Raw genomic sequence first — 26,968 nt, forward strand, 5'->3', positions numbered from 1 at the left:
GTCTTGAAGTCGTTTTGCGATTCTAAGTTTAAGCGACGATTTATGCAGTTTAAATTTATTGCGCCAAAAACTTGCCAAGCCTATTGAATTAATGCATTATTGCTCCATCCAATTTTTATTTTGCAGCGCACAAATGAACCACTCCTTCTTTTACTTTACCTTTTTCTATTCCTGCCCAAAGGCGGTGGAACAGAGGTAAGCGCGCGAAATGCCCAACCAAAATTCTAAAACCGCCAGATTAGGCGGTTTTTTTTTACTCATTACTTTATTCCTTATTTGACTGATCATTTATCCCTGATTAATTGCTTCAACGCCTCAAATTAATCGCACCGAAATTTTAAAGAAAGCTGGAGAAATTATGTTACGCACCGATGATTTACGCATCCGAGAAATGAAAGAATTGGTTCCACCATCGCACCTAATTCGTGAATTTCCATGCGCCGATGTGGCTTCCGATACCGTTGCCAATTCCCGCACCGCCTTGCACCGTATTTTGCATGGGCAAGATGATCGAGTGATGGTCGTGATTGGCCCTTGTTCTATTCACGACACCAAGGCTGCCTTGGAATACGCACAGCGTTTGGCCAAAGAGCGCGTGCGCTTTGCGGGCGAGTTAGAAATCATCATGCGGGTGTACTTTGAAAAACCACGTACCACCGTCGGTTGGAAAGGGCTGATTAACGATCCGTACATGGACAATAGCTTTCGTATCAACGACGGTTTGCGGATTGCACGCGAATTGTTATTGAACATTAATGAAATGGGTTTGCCAGCTGGTACGGAGTACTTAGACGTCATCAGTCCTCAGTACATTGCCGACTTAATTAGCTGGGGCGCGATTGGTGCACGTACGACTGAATCACAAGTGCACCGTGAACTAGCATCTGGTTTGTCTTGCCCAGTCGGCTTTAAAAACGGTACGGACGGCAATATCAAAATTGCGATTGATGCGATGAAAGCCGCATCCCAACCGCATCACTTTTTATCGGTCACCAAAGGCGGTCATTCGGCGATCGTGTCCACTAACGGCAACGAAGATTGCCATGTGATTCTGCGTGGCGGTAAAACCCCTAACTACGACGCGGTAAGCGTTGAAGCGGCCTGCAAAGAGATCGCTGCAAGCGGCGTAGCGTCACGCTTGATGATTGATGCCTCGCACGCCAACAGTTCTAAAAATCCGCAAAATCAAATCCCGGTTTGCGAAGATATTGCGCGCCAAGTTGCGGCAGGTGATCGTCGCATCGTCGGTGTGATGATTGAATCGCACTTGGTCGCTGGTCGCCAGGATTTAGTCGCTGGTCGTGAATTGGTGTACGGTCAGTCGATTACCGATGGCTGCATCGATTGGGATAGCAGTGTGCAGGCACTGGAAACCTTGGCCAATGCGGTCAAACAGCGTCGTTTAAAGGACGATGAATAAGCGATGCTTGTTGTTTGATTGAATCGGTCAGGTAAAAAAAGGGAGTCAGATTATGCTGACTCCCTTTTTTATTTGCCATTATGTGACCGTAAAACGGGACGATTATTTTAAATACAGCGCTGAAAATCGGGCGATCACGGTTTGATTGCTAAACAAAGTCAACTGTTCACCGCTGATGCGATAGCTAGTTGTGTGTGCCAAGGTTTTAACGAATTCGCTTTCGTTTTCCATCATTGGTGAAACGCACGCCATCATGGTTCCGGCTAGTTGGCTAAATTTAAGATGATCGCCATCCAATTCGTAGCCGCCTATCATGCGATTGCAGCCGCTAAAGCCCGAAACGCTAGGTTTATCGGATGCCAGTGTGATGTGAATTTCTTCGCGCTGATTGGGTGCCATGGAGACCGGTTTGCCATTGAGTTCGGTCAATTTCCAGCGCGTGTTGGTTAGCGTGGATGGCGGTTTTTCTGCCGAGTCGGGCGCCGCGGCGACCATTTGGAGTAACAAATCAACTTGGTTGGATGCGCCTGGTGTCAAAACCGGATAATGCTGCGTGGTGGTGAAGCGTAATTTGTCCGCCACGCTAATAGTGGCGCGGATAGTGTAGCTGTGTTTTGGATCGACCAAAGCGCTATCGATGTTGATTGAATAGGCGAGCGGCACTTGACGTGCGTTGAATGGAATTTGCTGCTTAGCCAATACAATCGCCGGCGCATCGGCCCGTGATACATCCTCAACTTGCACGGTCAAAACCGCTTCTGGTGGCATGGCAATGCGTTGCAAATAGCTCGCGTTTCCGCTGAGAGTAATTGTGTTTGATGGACTGGATGCCGGTGTTGACGTCGGCGCAGTGCTGCAAGCGAACAACATCGAGCAACTTAATAGAGCAAGCCATTTGCCAGCAGCGGGTAGGGTGAAGTTGAACTTGTTCATCGGCATGTCCTTGGGCGTTGTTAAAAACGAATGTTAGAGATGATAACGTTTTATTCACAGAATTTGATGCGCGGGGAGTTAAAGATTGTGAAGTAATGGTGGTTTGATTTCAAGTAAATTTAGTAATTTGATAAAATTGCTGGCTTAGTGGTTGGTGTGGATGCGGTGAAGATTTAGGCCGATTGGTTAAATTTTAGGCGTTTTAACTAGCTTTAATCAGCAATATTTGTTCATAATCATCAATTCCAAATTCAGTCGGCTGACCTGCTCTGGTAGAATACGGGGTTTCGCGGTGCGGCGCAGCGACTAGACGAAATAGCAAGTGAGTAGCACCTGATTTAAGAAATGTCCGCCCACCAGCCAGTGCAGTTCTCCCTCTTTCTACTACTTTGATGACTACTATGCTCCCAACATTACCTGTTACCACCAAAATGGCCAACGCGATCCGTTTCCTAGCAATGGATGCTGTTCAACAAGCGAATTCAGGACATCCTGGTATGCCGATGGGAATGGCTGACATCGCTGTCGCGTTGTGGTCGCAGCATTACAGCCACAATCCAGCCAATCCGCATTGGATGAATCGCGATCGCTTCGTGATTTCCAATGGTCACGGTTCGATGTTGCATTACGCTTTGTTGCATTTGACTGGCTACGATCTGCCGATGTCTGAAATTAAAAATTTCCGCCAAATGCACTCCAAAACTCCCGGTCATCCAGAAGTGCACATCACTCCCGGCGTAGAAACCACCACCGGCCCATTGGGGCAGGGGATTACTAACGCTGTTGGTATGGCATTGGCTGAGAAGTTATTAGCGGCTGAATTTAACCAAGATGGTTTGCCAGTAGTTGATCATTACACTTACGTATTCTTGGGCGACGGCTGTTTGATGGAAGGCATCTCGCACGAGGCTTGCTCCTTGGCTGGCACCTTGGGGTTGAATAAATTAATTTGCTTGTACGACGACAACGGTATTTCAATTGACGGTCATGTTGAAGGCTGGTTTGCCGACGATACGCCGAAACGTTTTGAAGCTTATGGTTGGAACGTCATTCCTGCGGTGAATGGTCATGATCCACAAGCGGTTTCTGACGCCATCGCTGCCGCTAAAAAATCCAACAAGCCAACCATGATTTGCTGCAAAACCGTGATTGGTCAAGGCTCGCCTAACATGGCGGGCACACACAATGTGCACGGCGCAGCATTGGGCGACAAAGAAATCGCGGCCGCGCGCGCTGCCGCTGATTGGAATTACGGCCCATTTGAAATTCCAGTAGATGTGTACAGCGCTTGGGACGCCAAAGTTATTGGCGCAAAACGCGAAGCAGAATGGAATGAGTTGTTCGCTAAATACAGCGCCGCCCAGCCACAAAAAGCCGCTGAATTAGTCCGTCGTATGGCTGGCGAATTGCCCGGTAACTTCGCCGAAGTGGCAGACGCTTACATCAAACAATGCGCTGAAAAACAAGAAACCATTGCAACCCGTAAAGCGAGCCAAAACGCAATTCAAGCTTTTGCTCCAGCCTTGCCAGAATTCTTGGGCGGCTCGGCCGATTTGACTGGCTCCAATTTGACCAACTGGAAAGAATGCGTCGCGGTGCGTCACAATCAAGCGGGTAACCACGTCAATTATGGTGTGCGTGAATTCGGCATGAGCGCGATCATGAACGGCGTTACATTGCATGGTGGCTATTTGCCGTTCGGTGCGACTTTCTTGACGTTCTCCGACTACAGCCGCAATGCCATACGCATGGCTGCTTTGATGCAAATTCGGACCCTATTTGTGTTCACTCACGATTCCATCGGTTTGGGCGAAGATGGTCCAACGCACCAATCGGTTGAGCATATTTCTAGCATGCGTTTAATCCCTAATTTGGATAACTGGCGTCCATGCGACACAGTCGAATCTGCCGTGGCATGGAAGGCCGCAGTGCAGCGCAAAAATGGTCCATCAACCTTGATTTTCTCGCGTCAAAATTTACCTTTCCAAGCACGTACCGATGCACAAATTGCAGACATCGCGCGCGGTGGATATGTGTTGCAAGACGTTGCTGACGCCAAGGTTGTGCTGATCGCAACGGGTTCAGAAATCGAACTAGCCGTGAAATCGGCTGCTGAATTGGCCACCAAAGGCATTCCAGCGCGCGTTGTTTCCATGCCATCAACCGATGTCTTTGATCGTCAAGATGCAGCGTATAAAGCCAGCGTATTGCCAAAAGGCTTGCCGCGCGTGGCCATTGAAGCTGGTGTGACGGACTTCTGGTACAAATATGTGGGTTTAGAAGGTGCGGTCGTCGGTATCGACACGTTTGGTGAATCCGCGCCAGCAGGTGTGTTGTTTAAGCATTTCGGCTTTACAGTTGACAATGTTGTCGCAAAAGTGAATTCTGTGTTGGCATAAAAACGAGTTTTTAGTTTGGTTATTTTTTCTTTCTTTGGAGTTTAAGTATGACTATTCGCGTTGCAATTAACGGCTATGGCCGTATCGGCCGTAACATTTTGCGTGCTCATTATGAAGGCGGCAAAAAACATGACATTCAAATCGTTGCGATCAATGATTTAGGTGCACCAGCTTCTAATGCACATTTGACTCAGTACGACACCGCGCACGGCAAATTCCCAGGTACTGTGACGTCCGAAGGCGATTACATGATCGTTAATGGCGACAAAATTCGCGTATTTGCGGAACGCAATCCAGCCAATTTGCCTTGGGGCGAAATCGGCGTTGATGTGGTGTTGGAATGCACCGGTTTCTTTACGACCAAAGAAAAAGCGTCGGCCCATTTGGTTGGTGGCGCAAAGAAAGTCATCATCTCCGCACCAGGCGGCAAAGATGTTGACGCCACTGTTGTGTATGGCGTGAACCACGACGTGTTGAAAGCTTCCGACACCGTTATTTCTAATGCATCTTGCACCACTAACTGCTTAGCTCCATTAGCAAAATCATTGAACGATTCAGTAGGGATCGAAACCGGTTTGATGACCACCATCCATGCGTACACCAATGATCAAGTGTTGACTGACGTGATGCACGAAGATTTACGTCGCGCACGTTCTGCAACCCAGTCGATGATTCCAGCCAAAACTGGTGCAGCAGCAGCGGTTGGTTTGGTCTTGCCAGAATTGAACGGCAAATTGGATGGCTATGCGATTCGCGTTCCAACCATTAACGTTTCTATCGTTGATTTGACGTTTACCGCCAAACGCGCAACGACAGTCGATGAAATTAACGCGATCATGAAAGCAGCATCGGAAAGCGCCGCGTTGAAAGGTATTTTGAACTACAACACAGCACCGTTAGTGTCGGTCGATTTCAACCACAACCCAGCATCGTCCACATTCGATGCAACGTTGACGAAAGTGTCGGGCAACTTGGTAAAAGTATCGTCTTGGTATGACAACGAGTGGGGTTTCTCGAACCGCATGTTGGATACCACTGTGGCATTGATGAATGCGAAATAATTTATCGCATTGAGTTGTTTAAGTAGCTCCATCGGATCGGCAGCCTTTTTTGCGAAAGGCTGCCGATTTGTTTTTGTGTCCATGTGGAACTAAATTCGCGAAAAAGTAATCCTAGCGGTTCCTTTTTTTCGTTTCAACCTTGGGCTAACCTATTAGGAAAAATCATGTTGCAAGTTAAAAAACTGTTTTTGGCAAATAAAGGTTTTATCGCTTTTATGTTCGGCATGTTTTTGTTTCGTAGCGCGGTGGCCGACTGGTACATTGTGCCGTCTAGCTCCATGTATCCGACCTTGTTGATTGGCGATCATGTGTTGGCGAATCGCTTGGCCTATGACGTGAAATTACCCTTTACCGACGTGATCGTTAAACACAATGCCGACCCTAAGCGCGGCGACATTGTGACCTTTTCGTCACCTGCTGACGGCAAGCGTTTAGTGAAAAGACTCGTTGCTGTGCCGGGTGACGTAGTTGAAATGCGCGACGAGAAGCTGGTCATTAACGGTCAGCCTTTGAACTATACAGAATTAACTTCGGCCGTAAATTTAACGCCAGAATACTACGGCAAACAGATCGCGATGAATGAGAATTTACTAGGTAAAACGCATGCGATTATCGAAATGCCTGAGCGCAGTGCGATTCGCAACTTTGGCCCCGTGACTGTCCCAGAAGGGCAGTATTTAATGTTGGGCGACAACCGAGATAACAGCGCCGATTCGCGCTATATCGGCTTTGTGAAGCGTGAATTAATTACCGCCCAAGTTACGCGCGTTTTGTATTCGCTCGATGAAAAAAATTATTATTTGCCGCGCACTGATCGACTAGGTTCAGCCCTGTAATTTAGCTTCACTCAGTTTTAGGGTCGCTCCGTGGGAGCGCCCTTTTTGCTGCAAAGAGTACCGAAAAAAAGACCGTAAGCAGTCATTTCGATAGCGATAGGGATCGATGACATTGCACCGATTTCCATCAAAATCACTCGCCTAGAAATAAAAAATCCCACAATCCAATGACCTGTTGCGCTTCAAGCTGCGCGATTTCTAACGGAATCTGCGCTCTATCAATTCCCTGCAAGCGGATGACGTGCTGCTGCTTACGCCATTGACGATAAATGCTAGCAACTTGAGTCGCCTGTTCCGCATCAATTAACCCTAATTCGCCACAAGTAATGAGCAAGGCAATGTTGCCGTAATTAGCGCATAACTGTGGGTAGTCGTGAGCATGGCGTAGCACTAAATATTGCACCATAAATTCAATATCAATCATCCCGCCTGGACTATGTTTCAAATCGAATTTGTTGGCTGGAATTGGATGCGCATCCCGCATCTTGTTGCGCATACTCACGACGTCTTGCTTTAACGTTTTTTGGTCGCGCTGTTGGCACAAGATTTGTTGTCGCAGATCGTCAAATTTTTGCACCAGTGAAGCAGGGCCGGTGCAGCAACGGGCGCGGGTGAGCGCTTGGTGTTCCCAAGCCCATGCGGACTGGGTTTGGTAGCGCTCAAATGCTTGAATTGAAGACACCATTAAGCCGCTCGCCCCATCGGGTCGCAGCGCAATATCAATGTCAAATAAAATTCCCGCTGGCGTGTGGGTCGTCATCCAGGTAATAAAACGCTGCGCTAATTTGGCGTAATGCGCCGGTGCCTCTTGGTCGTCATCGTCATAGATAAAAACCACATCCAAATCCGATGCGTAACCCAATTCTTTGCCGCCTAATTTGCCATAAGCCACGACTGAGAATTGGGGCGTTTCGCGATGCCGTTGCGTGATTGTTTTCCAAACGGCGTTCACCGTTGCGGCGACGATAATATCGGCCAATTGCGATAATTGATCGGCTAACTGTTCTACGCTGAGCATGCCTTCCAAATCTTGCGCCAACAGGCGGAATAATTGCGCGTGATGTAATTCGCGTAGCGTATCCAATTGGCGCTCTGTGTCGCCCGCATGCAGCGTCAATTGTTGATCGAGTTCGGCGCTAAATGCAGCCCAATCCGGCAATTGATGCAAAGTCGCCGTGTCTAGCAATTCATCTAACAGAATCGGATGACGCATTAAATAACGGGCCGCCCAGTCGCTCGAATGCATCATGCGGATGAGCCGCTTTAATGAATTGGGATACTCAATTAGCAGCGCTAAATAGGCTGTGCGACGCACAATCGCTTCGAGCAAATCCATTAAGCGCTGCAAGGTTTCAATATGCTGATCGGGCAGGGCGGCAATCATGCCTAGGGCGCGATTAAGCAAGATCATGCATTTATTTTTGCTGGCCTCGGACAAGGATTTTAAGCGCGGCGACTGCAAACTGCGGGCAATGATTTCAGCGGCTTGGGTTGGATTTTGGAAAGCGAGTTTGTTGAGCAAAGGCAGCACAACTTCTTGCGTATCACTGTCGTTTAGGCTAATCGCGTTTTCGGGTACATCGCGTTCTTTCGCGCCAAAAATAATATCGAATTGATGCGCAACAAATGCGCGATGCTGGCTTAACTGCGCTGACAGAGTTGTTAAATCCGGAAAACCCATCATCTGCGCGACGATTTCGCCATCCGCTGGATTGGCGGGCATACTGTGCGTTTGCGCGTCATCTAAGTATTGCAAGCGATGTTCTAGGTTGCGCAAAAAGGTGTACGAATCCAATAGTTGCTCGACGATTTGTGGCTCCAGAATCGAAAGCGACGCGAGAATTGCCAGAGTTTGGCGGGTAGAGCGATTGCGTAAAACAGGTTCGCGCCCACCTCGGATTAATTGAAAAACCTGCGTCAAAAATTCAATCTCGCGGATTCCACCGCGACCTAATTTGACGTTATTGGCGCGGTCAGGATGGCGAGTTTCATGCCGAATTACCTCGGCTCTGATTTGGGCATGCATGGCGCGCAATGCATCAATCACGGCAAAATCCAAATAGCGCCGATAGACAAACGGCTGCACGATTTTGTCTAATTGCGCGATTTGGCTTGGAATGCCGGTGATCGCGCGTGCTTTCACCCACGCATAACGCTCCCACTCACGGCCTTGCACCTGTAAATACTCTTCTAACATCCCAAAACTAGCCACTAAAGGGCCGGAGGCACCGTTGGGACGCAGCGCCATGTCGACGCGGAAAGTGAAACCGTCTTCGCCGATTTCGGATAAGGTGGCAATCAGCTTTTTACCTAATCGGCTAAAAAACTCGTGATTGGATAGGCTGCGTTGGCCTTCGCCGGCTTGGGTTTCGCCGTCCTCGGCATACACAAAAATTAAGTCAATATCGGAAGAAATATTGAGCTCTCCGCCGCCCAGTTTGCCCATTCCTAAGACGATTAATTCTTGAGGCTCGCCGCTGTCTTCGGCAACCGGCACGCCATGCGCAGCCTGCATTTCTCGGTTTAAGGTAGATAGCGCGGTTTGGATGGCAAAATCGGCAAAATTACTCATTACCGTGAACACTTCGTTCAGATCGGCTTTGCCAGTTAAATCGCGCTCAATTAATGTGCAAACAACCAGATTGCGCAATCTTCGCAGTGCATGTGCCAGACTTAATCCCGAAACATTGGTATTTTGCAAATGTGCATTAGTTTCTTTTTGTAAAAAGTTAGCAAAAGTGGCTGGGGTCAAGGATAATTCGGCTAGTTCTTCTATTTGCTCAGCGCGACTGGGATTGGTGTTTGATCCAGCTTGCACCCAACGCGAAAAAAATCGGGAAGTATTTAAACGGTTAATTTGCGCAAAGGCGGAATTGTGAGAGATGGAATTCATGCGTTGGAATGTGAGTTGATGGTTTTGGCTTGCCGCAAACACCATTTAAATAGTTGAACCCAATTGGCCGCTCCGCGCTCGCTGATTAGGATAGAACTAGAAAACAATGAGATTAAACTTTTACCCGCGTAGTTGAGAATTTTGAGAAACAGCATGCTATGTAAGCCACATTGTTCAATGACCGCTATCGAGCTGATTGTACGCCGAGTTGGATTTTTTAGACAATGACTTCAGATCCACGCAGCACCCAAGGAGCGCCGCACACCATTGCCAATCGTTGGCATGTTTTGTTGCGCCTATACGCTAAATTAAATCATCTCAGCCATCACATTTTAGGCGCTTGTTTAAAGCTGCTGGTCGGCCTCTATCTGCTATTTTGCCTGGTCTTTTTAGTGCTGCGTTACGCCTTGCTGCCTAATATCGGTAGCTATAAAACCGATATTGAGCAAATGCTGGGCAAATCCATCGGGCGCACGGTGTCGATTGCGCAGATATCCGCTTCTTGGCAGGGCTTGCGTCCGAGTTTTGAGTTGGATCACGTAACGATTCTCGATGAACAAGGCAAAAATGCCTTGGTGCTACCAAATGTGCATGCCACCGTTTCTTGGTTGTCCGCAGCCGTGCTGGATGTGCGTTTGTATCATCTCGATATTAACCAGCCTGAATTGGAATTAAAACGCAGTCCAGATGGCAAATTATTTGTCGCCGGTTGGTGGTTAGATCCGACTAAAAAAGGCGATGCGCGCGGACTTAACTGGATTTTGTCGCAACGCGAAATCGTCATTAATCAAGGCAAATTACATTGGACCGATGAGCAGCGTAATGCGCCGGTATTGGACTTATCCAACGTCAATTTCGTCATGCGCAATCGCTGGCAGCATCACCAATTCTCATTAACAGCGACGCCGCCCGCCAATCTGGCAGGGCCATTGGATATTCGGGCTGATTTTACTCACCATGCTTTCAGTCAAAATATTTCTGACTACCTGCAATGGAAAGGTCAATTGTTTGCGGACGTGAGTAAGACCGATTTAGCTGCTTGGAAAAGTTACCTTGATTATCCGTTTGCGATTGAGCAAGGGATGGGTGCTGTGCGCGCTTGGTTGACGTTTGATCGCGCTAAATTAGTTGATTTCACCGCTGACCTAAAACTCACTGATGTTAAAGCGGCCTTGCAGACTGACATCGAAGCATTAGATTTAGTCTCAGTATCGGGACGTATTTCAGCGCAAGAAATTATCAATCCTGCGAGCAAATCGCAACTTGGGCTGAGTTCAATTTTGGGCGCCAACGATTCGGTCAGCGAGCGTTTGCGGGATACTGGGCATCAAATTGCGCTTACCAATTTCACCTTCGAAACCCGACAAGGTTTGCGTTTGCCACCGACTACTGTGAGCGAAAAATACACGCCAGCGGATAAATACGGTGAGCAGCAATTGCAGTTTTCTGCCCAGTTTTTGGATTTGAATGTGTTGGCAAATTTGGCCGAGCGTTTTCCTCTGCCTAAGGAATATTCCACCTTGTTGCAAAGCGTTGAGCCGACCGGACAATTGTCCGATTTCTCCGTGAAACTGCAGGGCAAATTGCCGGAACTATCGCATTACCAAGTCACCGGTAGTTTTGCTAATTTGGCGATGAAGCCGCAGGCCGCGAAACCCGCCCAAAAAAATTCTGTCGCGTTTCCAGCCATTCCAGGCTTCACCAATTTGACCGGAAAAATTGACGCGAATGAGCAAAAAGGCGTGATCGCCATTGACTCGAGCAATTTGTATTTGCAATTGCCTGATTATTTTTCTGAGCCAGAAATGCAGTTTGATCGATTCGGGATGCAAGCTAATTGGACCTTTAAAAAAGACAATCAGTTATTGCTTAACTTAGCGAATCTGGATTTTTCGCAGAAGGAAATGCAAGCTCATTTCAGTGGTTCGCATTTGATTCCTATCAATCCCGATAAAACCAGACCGCTGGGCGTGTTGGACTTAAAAGGAACGATCACGCATTTTGATGTGAAAACGATTAATCAGTTTTTACCCGTGGATATGCAAGCCGATTTGCATACTTGGCTCACTCATGGTTTGGAAGATGGAACAATTGACGATGTGAACGTGCGGATTCGCGGTGATTTGGCTGATTTTCCGTTTGTGAAAAAAGGTTTGTTGGATCAAAACATATTCAATGTTTCCGGCAAAATTGTGAATGGAAAAATCAATTATTTGCCCGGTGTATTTGGTAAAGATGGTGTCAGTCCATATTGGCCGGTGCTCAGTAAATTGCAGGGCAAGATCGTATTCGATCGTGAGAGCATGGAGATCAACGCGGATTCTGGTGAGACCCAAAATGTGCCCGTGTCCAAAGTCCACGCCCGCATTCCCGATTTGCTCAGCACTAATCCTAAGCTAATCATCGACGGCAATGCCAACGGCGTTGCGCAAGATTTGTTGCACTATATGGCGATGAGCCCGGTGCTAGAGTGGACCGGTAACTTTACCCAAGATACTAAAGTGAGCGGCAATGCCAAATTAAAGCTGCACTTAGATCTGCCCTTAGCGCATATCGTGGATGCCAAAGTATCGGGCGAAGTTCAACTCCTGAATAATGACGTGATGCTGATTAAAAATTTACCGTTGCTGAGCCAAGTATCGGGACGAATAGATTTCAACGAGCGCGGTTTGAGTCTCAATGGAGTCAAAGGCGGATTTTTAGGCGGCCCAATTAACGTCGTCGGTGGAACCCAAAAAGATGGTGTGATACGAATCAAGGCTGACGGCCAATTAACTGCTGATGGCGTGCGCAATGCGTTTCCTTACAACGAATTACGACATTTGCTAAATCGTATTGACGGAGCTGCGATCTACAGCACCGTGATTCAAGTAAAAAATACCCAAACAGAAGTCTGGGCGGATTCTTCGCTGCAAGGCATGTCGCTGCGTTTGCCAGCGCCGGTCAATAAAACTGCACAAGATGTAATGCCGCTGCATTTTGAATTGGTCAATGCGCCGTTGCCAGCAGGCTCAGCCATCGCCGAACAAGACGAGATTAAATTGTCACTTGGCGCGGTCAATGCGCGCTACGTGCGGCAACGAGAAGCGCAAAACAGTTCTTGGAAGGTTATCAACGGCGGAATCGGGGTTAATACACCTGCGCCGATTCCCGATAGCGGCTTGGCCGCGCATCTCGAGTTGGCAAAACTCGATGTGGATGAATTACAGGGTTTAATGCCGGACAAGGTTGCTAGTGTATCCAACTCGGTTGGACCAAACAATGGAAAACAGTTGTCCGAGTTGGATTTGTCGTCTTATTTAGAGCCTAATTTTTTTGCTGCTAACGCAACCGAATTGCTGGTGATGGGCAAAAAATTAAACCACGTTGTATTCGGCGCGTCGCGCCATCAACGCACTTGGCAAGCCAATATCGATTCAAAGCAAATCTCTGGCTACATCACTTGGGACAATGCTGAACGCGGATTTGGTCACGTCACGGCGCGTTTAGCATCATTGATTATTCCTGAAACGACCGCGACCGATGTGGTCGATTTATTGCAAAGCAAAAATGTGCACACCGATATTCCGGGGCTCGATGTTACGGCCGACAACTTGGAATTGTTGGGCAAAAAGTTAGGCCGCTTAGAGCTAGTCGCTAAAAACGTCAATGATGTGAAAGCAGCCAACGGCAACGAATGGCAAATCGAAAAGTTAAGTCTGATTAATCCTGATGCAGAGCTATCCGCACAAGGCAGTTGGAGCAATAAATTCCGCCCGATACAAAATGGCTTGTTGAGTTTGAGTCAGATGGAAAGCCAGACTTCCTTGAAATACCAATTGGCGCTCAACAATGCGGGCAAATTATTGGACCGCTTTGGCTATCAGAATATTATCTTAGGCGGTAAGGGTAAATTAAACGGCGAGATCAGTTGGGCTGGTGCACCTTATGCGCTGGATATTCCTTCGCTAGCGGGCAAATTCCAATTGGATTTGCAAGCCGGTCAATTTTTAAAAGTAGAACCGGGCGCTGCTAAATTACTGGCCGTGCTCAACCTGCAAGCCTTGCCACGTCGCTTGATGCTGGATTTCCGTGATGTGTTTTCAGAAGGCTTTGCCTTCGATGGCATCACCGGTGATGCGCAAATTGAAAAAGGTGTGGTCACGACGGATAACCTCAAAATGCGCAGCGTATCGGCAGCCGTTTTGTTAAGCGGTACCGCCGATATCGCGCACGAAACTCAAGATCTGCGCGTGGTGGTTGTGCCGGAAGTCAATGCGGGCGCGGCGTCGGTGGTGTATGCCTTGGCAGTCAATCCGGTGATTGGAATTGGTACTTTCTTGGCGCAATTATTCTTGCGCGATCCGTTAATGAAAGCCTTTACGTTCGAATATCAAGTCAACGGTTCTTGGAAAGAGCCCAACGTGGTTAAGGTGAAAAATTGAGTTTTGTGCGATGATTGACCGAATTTGAATCTGAATTGTGGTTTGACTAACTTTTTTGCACTTATTTTGTACTCATCATGTTAAAAATCGCCGCTATACAAATGACATCGGGTCCGCACTTGGACGGCAACATCAATACCGCTCGGCGCTTGATTGGCGAGGCTGTCGCGCAGGGCGCAAAACTGGTTTTATTGCCAGAATATTGGCCATTAATGGGCATGCATGAGCAGGATAAAACGCATTTGGCTGCCAGTCCAAAAGCGGCGCACATGATTGAATTTATGGCCGAGCAAGCGCGCAGTCATGGCATTTATTTGATCGGCGGAACGGTGCCATTGGTCTCGCCAGAGACCAGCAAAGTATTCAACACGACTTTGGTGTTTGATGCGCAAGGCCAGCAAGTTGCGCGCTACGATAAGATTCATTTATTTGGCTTTACCAAGGGCGCTGAGTCGTATCAAGAGTCCAACAGCATTGTCGCTGGAGCAGAGCCGATTAGTTTTACTGCTCAAGGCGAGTTTGGTGCGTGCAAAGTCGGTCTATCGATTTGCTATGATTTGCGCTTTCCAGAGTTGTATCGCTCGTTTGGTCCGACTGATTTAATCGTTGTGCCGGCCGCCTTTACTTACACAACCGGTTCGGTGCATTGGGAGATTTTGTTGCGCGCTCGGGCGATTGAAAATCAATGCTACGTCTTAGCGTCAGGACAAACTGGTCATCATCCAAATGGCCGCCATACCTGGGGACACAGCATGTTGATCGACCCGTGGGGCAAAATTGTGGCCGAATTGCCCGAGGCAGAAGGCGTGGTCGGTGGTGAAATTAATACCGATTTATTGCAAGAAGTTCGACGCAATCTGCCCGCTTTGCAACATCGTGTGCTGGCCTGACTGATTTCTAGCCGACCTAGGTAGCTGACTATCATTTGATAATTTTTTAGATTCCTCGCTTGACCCAATTTTCTTTTTTCATCTGCGCTTAAAACGGCTTTGCTGAACAAACGCCGTTAGTGGATGAACCGATTACCAAGACAGAAAAGACCATGAATTCTTCCAATTTAAATTTAGCTCGCAGCATTTTATTAACTCCCTTTGGTTTGGACGATGTCGCCTTAACTAATACCTTGGCGAGCATGTTTTCGCACAAGGTTGATTATGCCGATTTGTACTTTCAATTTACCAAGAGCGAAAGCTGGAGCTTGGAAGAGGGAATAGTTAAAACGGGTAGTTTTAATATCGACCAAGGTGTTGGCGTGCGCGCTGTGTCGGGCGATAAAACGGCCTTCTCGTATTCCGATGAAATCTCATTAGAGGCATTAAAGCAAGCGGCAGCGGCGACCAGAACTATTGCTAAATACGGACAAGGCAAAGTTAAGGTAGCCGATTCGGTCACTAGTTACGCAGGCCGCTCGTTGTACTTCCCGCACGATCCATTGAGTTCGCTCGATTCAACCGCCAAAGTTAAGCTGTTAGAAAAGATAGAGAAAATGGCGCGCGCCAAAGACCCGCGTGTCAAGCAAGTTATGGCTGGTTTAGCGGGCGAATACGACGTCGTCTTGGTCGCACGTAGCGATGGCATTATTGCTGGTGACGTGCGCCCATTGGTGCGTTTGTCGCTGACGGTGATTGCCGAGCAAGATGGTCGACGCGAAATGGGCTCGTCCGGTGGTGGCGGTCGTTACGACTATAGTTATTTCACTCCTGAAGTGTTAGAGAAATACGTTGATGACGCGGTTTCTGGCGCTTTAATTAATTTGGAAGCGCGCCCAGCGCCTGCCGGACCGATGACGGTTGTGTTAGGACCGGGCTGGCCGGGAATTTTGTTGCACGAAGCGATCGGGCACGGCTTGGAAGGCGATTTTAATCGCAAAGGTTCGAGTGCCTTCTCTGGTCAAATCGGTCAGCGCGTTGCCGCTGAGGGCGTCACCGTTGTCGATGACGGCACGTTGCAAGATCGCCGTGGCTCGTTGAACATGGACGACGAAGGTAATCCAACGCAATGCACGACCTTGATCGAAAACGGTATTTTAAAAGGCTATATTCAAGACACGATGAATGCGCGTTTGATGAAAATGCCGATCACCGGCAATGCACGACGTGAATCGTTTGCCCATTTGCCTATGCCGCGCATGACAAACACCTATATGTTGGGTGGCGACAAAGATCCGGCAGAGATTTTGGCGTCAGTGAAGAACGGTTTGTACGCGGTCAATTTTGGCGGCGGCCAGGTCGATATCACGAACGGTAAATTCGTGTTTTCTGCCAGCGAAGCCTACATGATCGAAGACGGTAAAATTAGCTATCCAGTCAAAGGCGCCACCTTAATTGGTAACGGGCCTGATGTACTGCGTCGCGTGAGCATGATCGGTAACGATATGCGTCTGGATTCTGGTGTGGGGGTGTGCGGTAAAGAAGGTCAGAGTGTGCCTGTGGGCGTAGGTCAGCCGACTTTGCGCTTGGATGGACTCACCGTTGGCGGCACCGCTTAATCGAATTTCATCACCTACGCTAACAATGCCTAATTTCGAACACGTAACGATTTCAACCCAGCGTCTGCTACTGCGCCCCTTGCGTACTTCCGACGCGCAGACTTTATTTGATATTCATTCATCCGAAGAAGTCATGCGCTACTGGTCGAGCTTGCCGTGGGCATCGATTGACGTTGCTCACGAGCGCATTCAACGTGATTTACGAACCATGCCGTTAGGCGAGTTTTTAAATTTAGGTATTGTGCGGATTGAGGATGACGTTCTGCTCGGTACGTGCTGCCTGTTTCATTTTGACGAGCAATGCCGGCGCGCCGAAATCGGTTATGCGCTGGGCGTGCATGCTTGGGGGCATGGCTATATGCAGGAAGCACTGGAAGCATTGATCCAATATGGATTTACCACACTTAATTTGAATCGGATTGAAGCTGATATTGATCCGCTAAACACTGCTTCGGCTAAGGCACTTTTGCGGCAAGGTTTTCAAAAAGAAGGTTTTTTGCGCGAACGCTGGATTGTTAATGGAGTAAAAGCGGATACCGAAATTTATGGTTTGTTGTTGGATGATTGGCAGAAAAATCATCCACAGTAATTTTCTCCCAGCGCCCAATAAAAAAAGCTCAAGCTAATCGTTGAGCTTTTTTGCGTTTGACGCTGATTTGGCGCTGATTTGATGCTGATAATTAAGGCTGCAAGCGACTGCGCTCCCATACACCGTGTTCGTTGCGGGCAAACACAATACGGTCATGCAAACGCGAACTACGACCTTGCCAGAATTCAAAATAATCCGGCACTAAACGATAGCCGCCCCAATGATCGGGACGTTGCACTTTTTCGCCATGTTGTACGCGGATTTCTTCTACGCGCTGTTCCAACAGCGAACGATTGGCGATCACTTTACTTTGCTGGGACGCCAACGCGCCGTGCCGACTGGCGAGCGGGCGGCTGTTGAAGTAAGTATCGTTATCGATATCACCGACCCGTTCCACTTTGCCTTCAATCCGTACTTGGCGTTCTAATTCAGGCCAGAAAAATAGCAGTGCGGCATGCGGATTGGCGGCGAGTTCTTCGCCCTTGCGGCTGGCGTAATGGGTAAACCACGTAATGCCGCGTTGATCTAAATCTTTAATTAATACGATGCGCGAAGAAGGGCGTCCATTGGCATTGGCGGTCGATAAGCTCATGGCGTTGGGTTCGTTCACTTTGGAATCGAGCGCTTCTTGGAACCAGATTGAAAACTGTTTTAACGGATCAGCATTGACCTGATCTTCAGATAAGCTGGCGCGTTGGTAATCGGTGCGGATATCGGCGAGTGACATGGTGCTTCCTTTTACTAATTAAAATTGTTTTACTTAATTGCTTGGCGGCGCGCTTGCATGGCGCTGCCTAATTGCTGCATTTGTTGCGGGCTAAACAGCCGCGCTGCCATGGGCGCGATATGCTGTTCTTCTTTGTTCATGTGCGCGGTATAGAGTTTATTCCATTGCTCAATCAAATCACTGTTTAACAGCGTGGCATCGCCTTGTTGAACAGCTTTTAATTGCGCTTCAAGCTGCTCCCAGAGATGTTCCATAGTGTGATGTTCTTGCAAAATCTCGTTGATCAAGCCTGCTAATAAAACGGCATCTTGCCCTTGTGCGCTCGCGCTCAACATGGGCAATAAATCGTTTTCTTCGTCTGCATGATGATTCGGTGCACCCTGCGTAAAATATCTGATTACCGCAAAAGCAGCTTGTTGCGCCTCAATATCTGCGCCATTTTCTTGTAAATGAGCGGTCAATTTGGCCAGCGTAGCCAATTGCTGGCGGATTCGGTCATGGCAGTGTTTTAAAACTGCTAACGGTTGGTCGAAACTGGGCGCGGTGTCGAAGAGAGAGTTCATCGTTTTTCTTTAGAAAGTGCTGCGGTGAAACAGAGTTAAGTCCGCTAAAATAGCGCACTTATCGCATTTTTACAAAGAACACCCTATGGAAGACATGGATTTTGAGCGCCGATTTGGTGGTATTGCTCGTTTATATGGCGCTGCCGGATTGCAAAAATTTCAAGCCGCGCATGTGTGCGTGGTGGGAGTCGGCGGGGTCGGTTCGTGGATAGTCGAAGCCTTAGCGCGTAGTGCGATCGGCAGTATCACCATGATTGATTTGGACAATGTGGCAGAGTCCAATGTGAATCGTCAAATTCAAGCCTTATCGGATACCTTGGGCAAAGCCAAAGTTACCGCGCTAGCCGAACGGATCGCGCAAATCAATCCGCTTTGCAAAGTCCATCAAGTCGAAGATTTCATCACGCCAGAAAATTTACCCGAGCTGATCAAAGCACCGCAATTTGATTATGTGATTGATGCAATCGATAGCGTCAAAGCCAAAACCGCGTTGCTGGCGTTTTGCCGCGCCGAATCCATCCCCATTATCACGATTGGTGGAGCAGGCGGACAGATTGATCCGAGCAAGATCGAGATACGCGATTTGTGCCGCACTGAGCAAGAGCCGCTATTGTCTCTGGTGCGAAAACGCTTGCGCCAAAACTACGGCTTCCCGCGCGGAGTAAAAAACAAGTTCGGCATTGACGCAGTGTTCTCTATGGAGCCGCTCAAATTTCCCGAACCAGAACCCGATGCGGCGTGTGCGGTTGATGTCGCCAATGCGGCATCGAGTGATGATGGTATTACCGGATTAAACTGCGCTGGCTTCGGCTCTGCCATGGTGGTGACAGCCACATTTGGTATGCATGCCAGCGCATTCGTGCTGCGTAAATTAGCTGGACTTTAACGGCTTATTAAGTCGCTAAATCAGTCGCCGAATAATCCGCTAAATCAGCCGCCAATGGAGTTGCTCATTTAGTGTGGCAAGCGGTGTTGCCCTGATCGGTGAAGCTAGTGTCCGGCACCCCAACATATTCCCAGTCGTAACTGTCTTTTTTGAGCGTGAGTTTCAACACGCCGTTTTCTTTGGTGTTAATGGTTTGGCTATTCGATTTTCGGAAGAAAACCGGGCCAAGAGTGGCGCCACCGGTGCCGACGATGAATTGTCGGATTCCATTCGCTTTGTCTTCATCTGCGTCGCTATTTTGCAAGGCGAAACGCTCAAAATGATGATCGTGTCCTGATAAAATCACATCCGCTTTTGCCGCCATCAATAATTCCCACGCCGGTTTCATTTGCGAGTTATTGCCATGTATTCCCGAGCTGTACACCGGATGATGCCAGTAGGCCAAAATGCAGGCAGCAGGTTTGTTTTTTAAATCGTTTTTTAGCCACTCTAATTGCTGCTGCATATCGTCATTACGCAAATTGCTGTTGAGCGAAATGATGTGCCAAGCGCCCTTGTCGAAGCTGTAAAAAGAATGTTTTTGTGTACCAGTAATGTCGCCAAAATACTGGAAATAAGGGTAGGCGTTGGGCGTGTAATACTCGTGGTTGCCGGGGCTTGGAAAGGTGTGGTCTTTAAACTGTCCCCAAGAGGGCTGATAACAATCGTCGAATTCTTCGGTTGTGCCAACCGGGTAGGTGTGGTCGCCCAAGGTAAGGACAATGGCATTCGGATTATCTTCAATTGCCTGAGAAATGATTTTGGCGGTCGCGACATTGCGTGCGGTTGATTTTTTTGAGCGGCAATCGGCGATATCGCCAGCAGCAAACGCAACAACGGGAGCGTCAGCATTGATTGTCGGATTGGGCTCGTCCGCTTGAGCAAAAGGGCTAAACATCAACAGAGAAGCCGCACACAGCGTAGTTGCTAACCCAACGCCAGAGCGGGTAACGAAGTCGTTAATGAAGGATGATGAAGTCATGCTGATTTCCAAAAAAATATCTGCCAAGATCACTCGTACCGCTTTGTCCGACATGGTTGTCGGCCTCGGCAAGTGAGCAAGTTATTACGATTGTTGAGCGTGGGGCGATTGAATCACTGATAATAAGCGCTTGCCAAAAATGAATATTGTAAATTGATATGACGCAATCCATCTCAACTATCTCTATAAAAGCGCTGTTTTGTTTTGCGCTGTTCAATCTGAGCGCTGCCGCCATCGCGCAAACTTCTGCTGCCACGCCAGCTAAAGCTATCCCTGATTCCATGGAAGAGCGCGTGAAGGCTTGCGTCATGTGCCACGCGCCGCAAGATAAAGCGACCGCCGACGCTTACTATCCGCGCATTGCTGGCAAGCCAGCCGGCTATTTGTACAACCAACTGATCAACTTTAAAGAAGGTCGGCGCACCTACACCGCCATGACCAATTTGATTGATCCCTTGTCGGATGCGTACTTGCAAAAAATTGCCGTTTATTTCTCGCAACTTCATCCTGCCTACGTGCCGCAACCATCGTCCAATGCCACACCCGAGATGTTTGCGCGGGGTCAGATTTTAGTGACCAAGGGCGATCCTAGCAAAAACATTCCTGCCTGCGTTGCCTGCCATAGCAGCACATTGTTAGGCGTGACGCCAGCCGTCCCCGGTTTGCTCGGTTTGCCGCGTGATTACATCAACGCCCAATTTGGCGCAATGCGAAATGGTGCGCGGCGCAATAACGCTCCAGACTGTATGGCGCAGATCGCTCAACGGATGTCGAGCGATGATATTAATTCGGCCGCGACGTGGTTATCGGCGCAAAAAATGAATGAAGGCGATAAACCAGCAAATTCTTTGCCTGCGCCCATGCCGCTTAAATGCGGTAGCGTCGAACATGCAAGCTCCGCCGCTAACTCGGGCGAGGTGGCTAAATGAAAGCGCTCGTTAAGTCCTTCATTCTCTCCTTGGTTGTTATTGCCTTTGTTGTGACCGCACTCGCTTATTGGCGGGGAGCGCGTGAAACCGCCAGCCAATTTCCGTCCCAAGCGACTGCACAGAGCACGGCGCAACAAATTCAGCGCGGCGCTTATTTAGTTAAAGCCGGTAATTGCATGGCGTGCCACACTGCGCGTGGCGGTGCGGAATTTGCCGGTGGTCGGGTGATGCCGACGGCTTTCGGGCAGTTTTATACGCCTAACATTACGCCCGATGTGGCGACCGGAATTGGTAAGTGGACCAAAGATGACTTTTGGCGCGCTTTGCACGACGGCAAAGCGCCGGAGGGCAAATTACTGTATCCCGCTTTCCCTTACACTGAATACACCAAAGTGACTCGCCCTGATTCCGATGCGATGTTCGCTTATTTGCATAGCTTGCCCGCGGTAGCGCAAAAAAATGTGCCGCATCAATTGGATTTTCCTTACAGCCAGCGCGGGTTATTAATCTTCTGGCGTAGTTTGTTTTTTAAAGCGGAAGTATTTCAGACAGACGCCAAACAAAGTGTGCAATGGAATCGTGGCGCTTACTTGGTGCAAGGCTTAGGCCATTGCGCGACCTGTCACACAGACAGAAATTGGTTGGGTGGCAGCAGCGGCGAAGCACTGGCCGGAGCCGAGATTCCAGGCTTGAACTGGTATGCCACTTCGCTCATTTCCGACGCCGAATCCGGTCATAACTCTCTCAGTGTTGAGCAATTAGTTCAACGTTTGCAACAAGGTGTGAGCGACCATGGGCGTGTTTATGGACCGATGACCGAAGTGGTCAAAGAAAGCCTGCAATACCTAGAAAAAGCGGATTTAGAAGCGATGGTGCTGTATCTGAAATCGCAGCAACAAAGCAATCCGCCTAAGCAATCCGAAATGGCCGAACAAGACAAACCAAGTGAGCGTGAGTTGCAGGGGGCAATGTACCGTGGCGAGAAAATATACAAAGACAATTGTATCGAATGCCATCAAGCCGATGGCTCTGGCGCTTTGCCGGCGTATCCGGCCTTAGCGGGCAGCCGCTTGGTGAATTTAACCAGCAGTACTAATTTGACTCGCATTATTTTGAACGGCGGCTTCGCCCCTTCGACCCAGCACAACCCCGAGCCTTACGGCATGCCGCCCTTTGCCCAAACATTAAGTAGTCAGGATATCGCTGATGTGGCCAGTTACATCCGCAATAGTTGGGGCAATCACGGTAGCTTGCTGATTGAATCGCAAGTAGATCGCTATCGTGGGCAGGCTAGTCGTTGATTTGGGCGGTTTGGCCGGTCTGTGTTGGGTGTCCAGAGCTCTCACGTCAACCTTAAACCGATTTGGCATAAAGCAAGTAAAATTGACGGCAAGCAAGCAATTGGATTAATTTGTTATAGTCGCTAACTGCTCAGGAAAATAATTGCTTTAGTGAAATTTTCCCGCTCGGTAACCCATTTGAGCCGTACAAACACGTTGCATAAGTCCAAAAAACATAGGAGCCGCACATGATTACATTAAATATTAATGGTCAAGATAAACAAGTTGACGCCGATCCATCCACCCCAGTGTTATGGGCGTTGCGCGACAACCTCAACATGACCGGAACCAAGTTTGGCTGCGGCGCGGCCTTGTGCGGCGCATGTACCGTGCATTTGGATGGTCAAGCGATTCGTTCCTGCGTCACCCCAATTTCGTCGGTTGTCGGCAAAAAAATCACCACGATTGAAGCAATGGAACTCGACAACGTTGGTAAAGCGATTCAAGCCGCGTGGGTTAAGCACGATGTACCGCAATGCGGTTACTGCCAAAGCGGTCAAGTCATGAGCGCGACCGCTTTGCTCAAAACCAATAAAAAGCCAACCGATGCCGATATCGATGCAGCCATGAGCGGCAATATTTGCCGTTGCGGCACTTATCAGCGTATTCGCGCTGCGATCAAAGATGCTTCTAGCAATCTAGCTTAAACCCGACGGTTTAAGCCGCTTTTTTCCTAAACAGATGCAGCCTAAAAGGAATTGCTATGCGTAACGTATTATTGAACGCTCAACGCGATGGCGTTGAACTCGAACAAACTCAGGCCGCCATTGCTAATCCCGCCAGCACGATTTCTCGGCGCGGATTTTTAAAAGTCAGTAGTGCTATTGGCGCAGGTTTGGTGATTGGTTTTGTCGCGCCAGGCGCGAATAAAATGGCGCGCGCCGCCGATGCCAAAAAAGTAGTGACACCGAATGCTTTCTTAAAAATCGCTCCAGATAATTCCATCACCATTGCCATTAACCGCTTGGAATTTGGTCAAGGCGTGACAACCAGCTTATCAATGTTGATTGCCGAAGAACTCGGCGCCGATTGGTCGCAAGTGCACGCGGAGTTGGCTCCGGCGGGCGATATTTTCAAAGACCCAGTATTTGGCATGCAAATGACCGGCGGTTCTTCGTCGATTGCTAATTCATACACTCAATACCGCGAAATCGGTGCGGCTGCGCGGGCCATGTTGATTAGTGCCGCGGCGAAACAATGGCAAGTCACTGACGCCGAATGCCATACTGAAAACAGCATGGTTATTGGGCCGCTGGGCTACAAAGCGACGTTTGGTTCCTTAGCTCAAGCAGCGATGGCTTTGGAAATCCCGGCCACGATTACTTTAAAAGATGCCAAAGATTTCAAACTAATCGGCAAGCCAACCAAGCGCATTGACAGTCAAGCCAAGTCCAGCGGTACACAACAATTCGGTATCGACTTCAGCGTACCTAATATGAAAGTGGCGGTCGTATCCAGAGCGCCCGTTTTTGGTGGCACGGTAGGCAATTTTGATGCGACCGCGACGTTGGCGATCAAGGGTGTGATTGGGGCAGTAAAAGTTCCAACCGATCGCGGTGGTTCAGGTGTTGCCGTATTTGCGGATGGTTATTGGCCCGCCAAGCAAGGCCGCGATGCATTAAAAGTGACGTGGAATAGCGCCAACGTTGCAAAAGTCAGCTCGGATGAACAATTTAAATCATTCAAAGCGTTGGTAAAAACTCCCGGTATCGTGGCCAAAAAAGCCGATGTCTCTGGCATCGCCAAAGCCGCTAAAAAAATTAGCGCGGTGTATGAATTTCCGTACTTAGCGCATGCACCGATGGAGCCGTTAAATTGCACCATTGATTTAACGGATGATTCCTGCACTGTTTGGGCGGGAAGTCAGTTCCAGACTTTCGACCATGGTGCGGCTGCACGCACGGCGGGTTTGAAGCCAGAACAAGTTACTTTGCATACCATGATGGCCGGCGGTGGATTTGGTCGCCGCGCAGTGCCGACCTCGGATTACATCGTCGAGGCAGTCAATGTCGCCAAAGCATATCGCGCTGCGGGTAAATCCGGCCCATTGAAAGTTATTTGGAGCCGCGAAGACGACATCAAAGGTGGCTACTACCGTCCTTCTATGGTGCATAGTGCGGAAATCGGTTTCGACAAGCAAGGCAAAATGCTGGGTTGGGATCATTCTGTGGTGGGGCAATCAATCATGATGGGAACCGCCTTAGAAGCGTTCTCGGTCAAAGACGGCGTTGATGAAACCACGATTGAAGGATTGGGCGGTAAATACGATGTGCCACTAAAAATATCAGTCCATAACGCGCAAGCGAATGTGCCGGTATTGTGGTTCCGCTCGGTTGGAAATACCCATACCGCATTTGTGACCGAAACCTTGCTCGATGAAGCGGCACATTTAAACGGAATCGATCCGGTTAAATACCGCAGAAGCTTGCTAGGCAAAGATAATCCGCGCCATGTTGCCGCGCTTGATTTGGCGGTAAAAATATCGGGCTACGAAACCGCCAAGCTGCCTAAAGGCCACGCTTTTGGCGTCGCCTTGCACGAATCGTTTAATTCGGTGGTGGCTTACGTGGTGGAAGCTTCGGTGACTAAAAACGTCCCTAAACTGCATCGCGTTTGGGCTGGTGTGCATTGCAACCAAGTCGTCAATCCATTAACGATTGAAGCGCAAGTGCAGGGCGCAACTTTGATGGCGTTAGGAACTACTTTACCGGGTGCTGAAATCACGTTCAATGACGGCGTAGTTCAGCAGCAAAACTTTAGCGATTACACTGTTGCCAGAATGCCTGATATGCCGATCGTGACTGTCGCAACCGTTCCCTCCAACGATCCACCAACCGGCATGGGTGAGCCTGGCTTCCCAGCGTTGGCACCGGCTTTTGCCAATGCGATTGCCAAATTAACCGGCAAGCGCCTACGTCGCCTACCTTTTGACTTGGCTACAGCGTAACGCGCAGTTTTTATGCAGTCATTTTCTTCGCTCGCGTGTACCGATGTGCCGATCAAAATCACATTGGTACATGTTTGCGGAGAAAATCAAGCCGGAGCCAATCCTAGTTTGAGCCTAGCTGGCTTGGTTGCTCCCTTACAAAGTGTTGCGCAGTTGTTGGGTGCAGCGCGGTTTCAGTGGCAGATATTTTCGGTCTCCACGTGTGCAGAAATTGATGACTCGACCATCGCCGCCGAGATCAATAAATCCCACCTCGCTTTGTTAGTATCCGACGAAGTTAAACATTCCCCAAATTCCGAATTACTACGCAAATTAACCAGCGCCATCCAGCAAGCACGTTTCTGGGGGGCAGTCGGTGCGCCGGTTTTGTGGCTAGCCAATGCGGGCAAGATGCAAGGTTTGCGCACGGCGTTACCGTGGGCAAGTTATTCCGACGCCAACGAAGTTGCCGAGCACGCGATTTTGATGCCCAACTTATTTGAATTAGATGGGCAATGCATTACCTGCTGCGGCGGCGCCGCGAGCGTCGATTTTGCCCTTACCGTCATTCATGCACTGTTCGGTGCCGATGCCCAAGCGCATGCAATGGAAACCCTGTGCGTGGAACGTGTACGCAACGGTTCCGACCGCCAACGAATCGCGCTGCATACGAGGTTTGGCGTGCTGCAGCCGCAATTGAGTGAAGCGGTGACCTTGATGGAAAATAATATTGAGGAAACGTTGAGCACCGACGACATCGCGCAGTTAGTCGGCCTATCGAGGCGACAATTGGAACGCCAATTTAAGCAATACCTCGGCACGATGCCGTCGCGTTATTACCTTGAACTACGCTTGAAAAAGGCGCGCCAGTTGTTGTTGGAATCGAATAGTTCGATTGTGCAGATTGGACTGATGTGCGGATTTTCATCCGGAGCGCATTTTTCGACCGCCTTTGGCGCGCAGTTTGGGATTACTCCTCGGGAGGAGAGGCAGAGGAAGCTTAGTGCAGGGTGAAGGGGGTTCTTGTTTTATTTTTGGGTGGTTGGTGTAGTAGTGGCAAATCTTGTGCTTGCCTCTTTAAACGGCCGCCACAGATGGGGGGTAAGCCAAAACCAAAATGACCACTGTCAGCGTTGACTACTTTGGCCCTTCTTAGACTGCCAAAACACAAAGAACATGAAGTCCAAATCATCCGATATAACCCAACCAAAAACCTTTAATCACTGGTATGTGCTGACCTTAATCCACTGTATTTCGGCCGGTTATTTTTCCAAAAAATGGATCAGGAAGTAGCGTTGTTTGAGGCGCAGCCGAGTTTCGCTACTTTCCCATTTTTTGGAAAAATAATCGGGGTTTCCGAAATGCCGGGGTCGCCTTTTTTGGGTTACCTTTTTTGGCGAGACAAAAAAGGTGACTAGCTGTGGGGCTACCCCCGACCCCAAGTCCCAAATCAACTGCAAACAGCGAAAAAGATAACCACCCGCCGTGCTAGCCCCAAGTCCAACATCCACCACAGACAGTAAATGTTGGGTC

19 protein-coding genes are annotated in these 26,968 nt (G+C 48.9%); 14 read left to right on the forward strand and 5 right to left on the reverse strand.

Features of this window, described 5'->3' with window-relative positions; translation table 11 throughout:
* The first annotated feature begins 358 nt into the window (after positions 1-358).
* Positions 359-1,420, forward strand: coding sequence for a 3-deoxy-7-phosphoheptulonate synthase AroG (gene aroG, locus E2I14_RS06930; protein WP_319945921.1), 1,062 nt, complete (start codon positions 359-361; stop codon positions 1,418-1,420).
* A gap of 102 nt (positions 1,421-1,522) precedes the next feature.
* On the opposite strand, the gene E2I14_RS06935 is transcribed toward aroG, so the two are convergent.
* On the reverse strand, positions 1,523-2,353 hold the full coding sequence (locus E2I14_RS06935; protein ID WP_165967775.1) for a YbaY family lipoprotein: 831 nt from the start codon (positions 2,351-2,353) through the stop codon (positions 1,523-1,525).
* Between the two features lie 401 nt (positions 2,354-2,754).
* Between E2I14_RS06935 and tkt the strand changes: the two genes are divergently transcribed.
* The 3 genes from tkt to lepB all read left to right on the forward strand — a co-directional run bounded on the left by tkt (position 2,755) and on the right by lepB (position 6,649).
* Positions 2,755-4,752: a transketolase gene (tkt, locus tag E2I14_RS06940; protein WP_133326773.1), complete on the forward strand. Its 1,998-nt coding sequence runs from the start codon at positions 2,755-2,757 to the stop codon at positions 4,750-4,752.
* Positions 4,753-4,799: 47 nt separating this feature from the next.
* The gene (gap, locus tag E2I14_RS06945) at positions 4,800-5,813 is read left to right on the forward strand and encodes a type I glyceraldehyde-3-phosphate dehydrogenase (RefSeq protein WP_133326775.1); all 1,014 of its coding nucleotides are present in this window, start codon (positions 4,800-4,802) and stop codon (positions 5,811-5,813) included.
* A 164-nt stretch (positions 5,814-5,977) separates the two neighbouring features.
* On the forward strand, positions 5,978-6,649 hold the full coding sequence (gene lepB / locus E2I14_RS06950; RefSeq protein WP_133326777.1) for a signal peptidase I: 672 nt from the start codon (positions 5,978-5,980) through the stop codon (positions 6,647-6,649).
* 133 nt (positions 6,650-6,782) lie between these two features.
* On the opposite strand, the gene glnE is transcribed toward lepB, so the two are convergent.
* Entirely contained in the window at positions 6,783-9,542 is a 2,760-nt protein-coding gene (gene glnE / locus E2I14_RS06955; RefSeq protein ID WP_133326779.1) for a bifunctional [glutamate--ammonia ligase]-adenylyl-L-tyrosine phosphorylase/[glutamate--ammonia-ligase] adenylyltransferase, read from the reverse strand.
* A 224-nt stretch (positions 9,543-9,766) separates the two neighbouring features.
* On the opposite strand from glnE, the gene E2I14_RS06960 reads away from it, so the two are divergent.
* From E2I14_RS06960 to E2I14_RS06975, 4 genes are all read left to right on the forward strand, one after another.
* Positions 9,767-13,966, forward strand: coding sequence for a YhdP family protein (locus E2I14_RS06960; protein WP_133326781.1), 4,200 nt, complete (start codon positions 9,767-9,769; stop codon positions 13,964-13,966).
* A 77-nt stretch (positions 13,967-14,043) separates the two neighbouring features.
* Positions 14,044-14,856, forward strand: coding sequence for a carbon-nitrogen hydrolase family protein (locus tag E2I14_RS06965; RefSeq protein WP_133326783.1), 813 nt, complete (start codon positions 14,044-14,046; stop codon positions 14,854-14,856).
* A gap of 152 nt (positions 14,857-15,008) precedes the next feature.
* A complete protein-coding gene (tldD, locus tag E2I14_RS06970; RefSeq protein ID WP_133326785.1) occupies positions 15,009-16,454 on the forward strand; it encodes a metalloprotease TldD in 1,446 nt (481 codons plus the stop codon).
* Between the two features lie 25 nt (positions 16,455-16,479).
* On the forward strand, positions 16,480-17,043 hold the full coding sequence (locus tag E2I14_RS06975; RefSeq protein ID WP_133326787.1) for a GNAT family N-acetyltransferase: 564 nt from the start codon (positions 16,480-16,482) through the stop codon (positions 17,041-17,043).
* Between the two features lie 91 nt (positions 17,044-17,134).
* Here the strand turns inward: E2I14_RS06975 and pdxH are convergent, their stop codons facing one another.
* Both pdxH and E2I14_RS06985 read right to left on the reverse strand, forming a co-directional pair.
* A complete protein-coding gene (gene pdxH, locus E2I14_RS06980; protein ID WP_133326789.1) occupies positions 17,135-17,770 on the reverse strand; it encodes a pyridoxamine 5'-phosphate oxidase in 636 nt (211 codons plus the stop codon).
* A gap of 29 nt (positions 17,771-17,799) precedes the next feature.
* A complete protein-coding gene (locus E2I14_RS06985; RefSeq protein ID WP_133326791.1) occupies positions 17,800-18,333 on the reverse strand; it encodes a hemerythrin domain-containing protein in 534 nt (177 codons plus the stop codon).
* Positions 18,334-18,418: 85 nt separating this feature from the next.
* On the opposite strand from E2I14_RS06985, the gene tcdA reads away from it, so the two are divergent.
* Positions 18,419-19,219: a tRNA cyclic N6-threonylcarbamoyladenosine(37) synthase TcdA gene (gene tcdA, locus E2I14_RS06990; protein ID WP_133326793.1), complete on the forward strand. Its 801-nt coding sequence runs from the start codon at positions 18,419-18,421 to the stop codon at positions 19,217-19,219.
* 64 nt (positions 19,220-19,283) lie between these two features.
* Here the strand turns inward: tcdA and E2I14_RS06995 are convergent, their stop codons facing one another.
* On the reverse strand, positions 19,284-20,240 hold the full coding sequence (locus E2I14_RS06995) for a metallophosphoesterase family protein (RefSeq protein WP_165967776.1): 957 nt from the start codon (positions 20,238-20,240) through the stop codon (positions 19,284-19,286).
* 158 nt (positions 20,241-20,398) lie between these two features.
* On the opposite strand from E2I14_RS06995, the gene E2I14_RS07000 reads away from it, so the two are divergent.
* The 5 genes from E2I14_RS07000 (at position 20,399) to E2I14_RS07020 (ending at position 26,449) form a co-directional block, all read left to right on the forward strand.
* On the forward strand, positions 20,399-21,169 hold the full coding sequence (locus E2I14_RS07000; protein WP_227544624.1) for a c-type cytochrome: 771 nt from the start codon (positions 20,399-20,401) through the stop codon (positions 21,167-21,169).
* Positions 21,166-22,470, forward strand: coding sequence for a c-type cytochrome (locus tag E2I14_RS07005; protein WP_133326797.1), 1,305 nt, complete (start codon positions 21,166-21,168; stop codon positions 22,468-22,470). Before E2I14_RS07000 ends, E2I14_RS07005 begins: the two co-directional genes overlap by 4 nt.
* A gap of 227 nt (positions 22,471-22,697) precedes the next feature.
* Entirely contained in the window at positions 22,698-23,156 is a 459-nt protein-coding gene (locus tag E2I14_RS07010) for a (2Fe-2S)-binding protein (protein ID WP_133326799.1), read from the forward strand.
* 56 nt (positions 23,157-23,212) lie between these two features.
* A complete protein-coding gene (locus E2I14_RS07015; protein WP_133326801.1) occupies positions 23,213-25,456 on the forward strand; it encodes a xanthine dehydrogenase family protein molybdopterin-binding subunit in 2,244 nt (747 codons plus the stop codon).
* A gap of 12 nt (positions 25,457-25,468) precedes the next feature.
* Positions 25,469-26,449 (forward strand): GlxA family transcriptional regulator, encoded by a 981-nt coding sequence (locus tag E2I14_RS07020; RefSeq protein ID WP_133326803.1) that lies wholly within the window; start codon positions 25,469-25,471, stop codon positions 26,447-26,449.
* Positions 26,450-26,968 lie beyond the last annotated feature (519 nt).

This window comes from Sapientia aquatica, from assembly GCF_004358105.1.
GTDB classification, from domain to species: domain Bacteria; phylum Pseudomonadota; class Gammaproteobacteria; order Burkholderiales; family Burkholderiaceae_D; genus Solimicrobium; species Solimicrobium aquaticum.

Coding starts and splice junctions, on each gene's coding strand:
- aroG (WP_319945921.1), top strand. CDS start 359: ATGTTACGCACCGATGATTTACGCATCCGAGAAATGAAAGAATTGGTT.
- E2I14_RS06935 (WP_165967775.1), bottom strand. CDS start 2,353: ATGAACAAGTTCAACTTCACCCTACCCGCTGCTGGCAAATGGCTTGCT.
- tkt (WP_133326773.1), top strand. CDS start 2,755: ATGCTCCCAACATTACCTGTTACCACCAAAATGGCCAACGCGATCCGT.
- gap (WP_133326775.1), top strand. CDS start 4,800: ATGACTATTCGCGTTGCAATTAACGGCTATGGCCGTATCGGCCGTAAC.
- lepB (WP_133326777.1), top strand. CDS start 5,978: ATGTTGCAAGTTAAAAAACTGTTTTTGGCAAATAAAGGTTTTATCGCT.
- glnE (WP_133326779.1), bottom strand. CDS start 9,542: ATGAATTCCATCTCTCACAATTCCGCCTTTGCGCAAATTAACCGTTTA.
- E2I14_RS06960 (WP_133326781.1), top strand. CDS start 9,767: ATGACTTCAGATCCACGCAGCACCCAAGGAGCGCCGCACACCATTGCC.
- E2I14_RS06965 (WP_133326783.1), top strand. CDS start 14,044: ATGTTAAAAATCGCCGCTATACAAATGACATCGGGTCCGCACTTGGAC.
- tldD (WP_133326785.1), top strand. CDS start 15,009: ATGAATTCTTCCAATTTAAATTTAGCTCGCAGCATTTTATTAACTCCC.
- E2I14_RS06975 (WP_133326787.1), top strand. CDS start 16,480: ATGCCTAATTTCGAACACGTAACGATTTCAACCCAGCGTCTGCTACTG.
- pdxH (WP_133326789.1), bottom strand. CDS start 17,770: ATGTCACTCGCCGATATCCGCACCGATTACCAACGCGCCAGCTTATCT.
- E2I14_RS06985 (WP_133326791.1), bottom strand. CDS start 18,333: ATGAACTCTCTCTTCGACACCGCGCCCAGTTTCGACCAACCGTTAGCA.
- tcdA (WP_133326793.1), top strand. CDS start 18,419: ATGGAAGACATGGATTTTGAGCGCCGATTTGGTGGTATTGCTCGTTTA.
- E2I14_RS06995 (WP_165967776.1), bottom strand. CDS start 20,240: ATGACTTCATCATCCTTCATTAACGACTTCGTTACCCGCTCTGGCGTT.
- E2I14_RS07000 (WP_227544624.1), top strand. CDS start 20,399: ATGACGCAATCCATCTCAACTATCTCTATAAAAGCGCTGTTTTGTTTT.
- E2I14_RS07005 (WP_133326797.1), top strand. CDS start 21,166: ATGAAAGCGCTCGTTAAGTCCTTCATTCTCTCCTTGGTTGTTATTGCC.
- E2I14_RS07010 (WP_133326799.1), top strand. CDS start 22,698: ATGATTACATTAAATATTAATGGTCAAGATAAACAAGTTGACGCCGAT.
- E2I14_RS07015 (WP_133326801.1), top strand. CDS start 23,213: ATGCGTAACGTATTATTGAACGCTCAACGCGATGGCGTTGAACTCGAA.
- E2I14_RS07020 (WP_133326803.1), top strand. CDS start 25,469: ATGCAGTCATTTTCTTCGCTCGCGTGTACCGATGTGCCGATCAAAATC.